General features: G+C 67.2%; 3 protein-coding genes and 1 pseudogene. 2 read left to right on the top strand and 2 right to left on the bottom strand.

The genetic code is table 11. The features are described 5' to 3' along the window. Positions 1–274 (top strand): annotated as a pseudogene (locus tag DB30_RS40215) (hypothetical protein); the annotation flags it as partial. A 290-nt stretch (positions 275–564) separates the two neighbouring features. Here the strand turns inward: DB30_RS40215 and DB30_RS40210 are convergent. Further along, positions 565–1,542, bottom strand: a complete 978-nt coding sequence (locus DB30_RS40210; protein WP_052559368.1) for an ABC transporter ATP-binding protein — start codon at positions 1,540–1,542, stop codon at positions 565–567. Between the two features lie 200 nt (positions 1,543–1,742). Here DB30_RS40210 and DB30_RS40205 point away from each other — a divergent pair, with 200 nt between their 5' ends. After that, the gene (locus DB30_RS40205) at positions 1,743–3,185 is read left to right on the top strand and encodes a DsbA family protein (RefSeq protein WP_052559366.1); all 1,443 of its coding nucleotides are present in this window, start codon (positions 1,743–1,745) and stop codon (positions 3,183–3,185) included. 111 nt (positions 3,186–3,296) lie between these two features. Here DB30_RS40205 and DB30_RS40200 read toward each other — a convergent pair. Further along, positions 3,297–4,174 (bottom strand): hypothetical protein (locus tag DB30_RS40200; RefSeq protein ID WP_205633193.1); only part of this gene is annotated, 878 nt, incomplete at its 5' end.

Here is a 4,174-nt window from a genome sequence, read left to right as displayed (position 1 = left end):
GCGAGGGCGACGGTTCATGGGGCTGCAAAAGCTCGCCAAGCAGCGCTGGAATAGTACGCCACATGCTGTTGCGGAGCGGTTTACGGTTGCGCCCAAGCACGCGGGAGACAGCAAGAGGGCGGTTCTGGCGGAGATCGAGCGGGACCGTGAGTGGGAGCGGCAGTACGCGGCTGCCCGGGCGTTGTTGCTCGCGGGCGAGCCGGCGGTGTTTCCTGCGGGCACGTATTGGCTGCGGCGGTTTGCGGGCGTCGAAGTGGCTGCGCGGGCGCCTTAGCGGATGGTCGATAGAGTGACGGCGGGGTCGCGCGAGCCATCCCGTCGATGTGTATTGGTTCGGCGGGGCTGAGCGCGAGGTTGAAGGGCGACTCGACTCAATTTTTAGGCTTCGCAAGGCCGAATTGGGAGCGAAGTTGCGACTCGGGCGGGCGGCGGAGCCGGACTCGGGCCTCGGCCTGCTGGTAGCGAGGAAAGACTCCGAGCCCGCTCTCAAAAGGGTAGCGAGGAAAGACTCCGAGCCCGCTCTTAAGCCCGCTCTTAAGCCCAGGAAAGACTCCGAGCCCGCTCTTAAGCCACTTCGTCACGCCCAATACTCTGATAAACATCCTCGAGATCACTACGCATCCGCATCAAAGCAATCACATCCACCCCCCCCAACACCAACTCCCGCAACACCCTCGCCGCGCTATCCTCATCACCATGAATCCGCACCCGAATCTTCCCCCGCTCAGCACTCCCCGGATCAATCTGCTCATCCCGATTGAGCGGCAGCACCTCCTCGATCAACCCCCCATGCGCCCTTAGCAGCTCCAGCGCCTTCTGCAGCCCCTTAGTAATCGACACCTCATGCACCCTCCGCGCCACCTCATACTTATCGATCACCTCATCAACCGGACCAAACACCTGCATCGCCCCCTTCTGGATCAGCGCCACAGTGTCACAAAACCCATCAAGCTCGCGCAGAATGTGGCTACTAACCACAATCCCCACCCCTTCGTCAGCAACGCTCCGCAGGATCTCGCGCAGCTGCCGGCGCCCAAGCGGGTCAAGCCCATCGGCCGGCTCGTCGAGCAGCAACAGCTCGGGTCGATGAACCAGCGTCCGCGCGATCGCCAACCGCTGCCGCATCCCCTTCGACAGGTCCGAGATCAGCGCCTCAGCCTTGCTAGACAGCCTGAAAGTTGCGAGCAGCTCCGCCACCCGCTCCTGCGCGCGCGCGTCGGACATCCCGTAGCACTCGGCAAAAAACCGCAGGTACCCCGCGGCGGTCATGTTCGGATACAGCCCCGTGCCGTCCCCAAGAAACCCGATCCGCTGACGCATCGACTGCCGGTGCCGCCAGGTGTCGGCGCCATCCCAGGTGACGGCGCCCGTGTCCGGCTGCTGCAAGGTCGCGAGGATCCGCAAGCTCGTCGACTTGCCGGCGCCATTGGGCCCGATCAGCGCGAGCACCTCGCCGGCCTTGATGTGAAAGCTGAGTTCGGAGACGGCGAGGCGCACGCCGTCGTAGGAGTGAGTGATGTTCTGAACGCAGACGATTTGCACGAGCGGCCTCGAGGAGACGGGAGACGATGGTGCCTGGGTTGGCCTCCACGCGCCAACCCCCCGTTCGGTTCCCGTGCGGTTCCCGTTCTCTTCCCGCTCGAGCCCCCATCCAGCGGCCCCAAGCCACGAAATGACCAGCCGCGAACTGACTCCAGCAGGCATGTGCAGTTGCCCCGTTCGGGTCATATAACCTCCCACGTATGCCGGGCACCCGCCGACACCCCTTTGCCGCTGCTGCAGCCCACCGCGCCGCGGCGCTGGCCCTCGTGTTACTCGGCGCCGCTGCCTGCGAGCGGGGCCAACCAACCCCGAGCACGGCGCCCGGCGCCGAGGCTGACCCCGCCCCGGCCAAAGATCGCTCGGTCGCGGTCGTCAGCGACGGCGCCCTCGATCCCGATCCCGATCAGCTCGCCGGCGGCGTGCCCTACCTGCGGTTTGGGATCGAGGTCGGTGACTCGCCCGCCCGCGGCCCCGCCGACGCGCCCGTCACGATCGTGATGTTCTCGGACTTCGAGTGCCACTACTGCGAGCAGGCGTTCCACACCGTACAGGAGCTCGAGCAGGAGTACGCGGGCCAGATCCGCTTGGTCTACAAGGCGCTGCCGCTCGCGCTCCACGAGCACGCGCTCGAGGCCGCGCTGGTCGGCCACTCGGCCCAGGCTGCGGGCAAATTCTGGGAGTTCCAAGATCTGATCTTCAGCGGCGGCGGGATCGACCCAGCAACGATCCAACGCTACGCGCAGGAGGTGGGCCTCGACCTCGATCAGGTCGCGCGCGAGCTCGAGTCGCTCGAGCACGCGCCCGCGGTGCGCCGGGACCTACGCGTCGCCAAGCGGCTCAAGCTGCACTCGACGCCGGTGTTCTTCATCAACGGCCGGATGCTGCCTGGCTCTCGTCCCAAGCACATCTTCCAGCACATGATCGACCAGGAGCTGTCGCTCGCCGAGCGGCTGGCCGACGACGGGATCGCCAGCGCAGCCATCTACGACTACGCGACCCAGTGGGGCTACACGGCGCTCGTCTACGAAGACGAAGCCACGTCGCTCGACGAAGACAAGGTCTACCCGGTGCCGATCGGTGACTCGCAGGTCCGCGGCCCCGCCGACGCCCCGATCACGATCGTCGCGTTCTCCGACTTCCAGTGCCCGTTTTGCGCCCGCGGCCACGTGACCATGGAAGAGCTGCGCGCCCGCTACGGCGACCAGATCCGGTTTGTGTTCAAGCACTTCCCGCTGCCCGGCCACCCGATGGCCGCGCTCGCCTCACGGGCCAGCTTCGCGGCCGCCAAGGCCGGCAAGTTCTGGGAGTTCCACGACGCGATCTTCGAATTTGGTGGCCGGTTCCGCCCAGAGGATCTCTCGGAGGTTGCGACCCAGCTGGGGATCCCCCGCGCGAGCCTCGAGGCCGCGATGACGACCGAGCAGTACGACCCCCACATCGAGGCGGATCTGCGCCTGGGCAGCAGCCTGATGGTCGACGGGACCCCGGCGTACTTCATCAACGGGCGGCCGATCATCGGCGCGCACCCGCTCATGGACTTTCGCATGCTGATCACAGAAGAGCTCGAGCGAGTCGCGCAGGCCCGCGAGCAAGGTGTCGCGCCCGCAGACATCTACACGCACCTGACCGGCACCCAAGAGTAGGGGCGCCTGACTGTTTTCAGCTCGGGCGAGGGCTTCTCGCCCGCTTGCAGACGCTTTCGTAGACAGGCTCACCGCTGGGCAGCGGGCTGTTTTCAGCTCGGGCAGCGGGCTCTACTTGCGAGCGCGCTTGGCCGCCTCGCCGTACTCGTCCTGCCACGGGCACCACTCGCGGGGGCCGTCGTCGATCGACCTGGGTCGGCTGCACAGCTTGCGAGCTTCCTTGCCCAGCGACAGCCGGCCAGCGGCCATGGCCTCGAGGCCGCCGCTGATCTCACCCGTGAGGTAGACCGAGTCGTCCAGCAGCTCACCAAACGCGACCCGGTTCTGCGCCCGAAAGTACCGATACACCAGCGTCTTGTCCGAGCTGCTGCCCTTCGGGATCTGCAGCTGGATCCGAACGACGGCCTTGTCGGGGTGCGCGATCGCGTACTTGGCCAGCGTGCGCCCAGCCTCGGCGCCCTGCCACCAAAACGACTCGATCAGGGGCGACTCGGCCAGCGCGATCGTGTCTGTTCGGCCGCGCAGGGCCAGGCGGCCCGGGAGCGCGCCGAGATCGACATTGACCAGCTTGGGATCGGAGCTCGCGTCGACGCTTGGTGCGTCGTAGTGGGCCTGGACCAGCGCCTCGATCCTCGTGAGCGACTCGGGGGTTCGTGACGCGTCGCGGTAGTGGACCCGCGCGCTGCGGATCAGCTTGTCGACCTCGCGCCCGAGCTTGGGCATGGTCCCCGAGAAGCGCCCATCGAGCGCCGCTTGGATCGCCGCGTCGACGAACGCCGGATCCGCGATGCAGTAGGCCGGCTGATCCGCGTAGCAGCTCTCGCCGTCGAGCATGGCCGCGCGGGCGAGCGCCCAGCCGTCGACCTCGACATCGGGCTTGGCTGGGCCGCACGCGGCGGCCAGCACAACGAACACGAGCGACAGCGCACGGGCGAGCGGACGGGCCGTCGCCATCACGCGCCCGGAGCGGCGCCTGGCGCGGCGACTGG

Source organism: Enhygromyxa salina (assembly GCF_000737335.2).
Classification (GTDB): domain Bacteria; phylum Myxococcota_A; class Polyangia; order Nannocystales; family Nannocystaceae; genus Plesiocystis; species Plesiocystis salina_C.
This window is presented reverse-complemented; position numbering and strand designations above follow the sequence as displayed.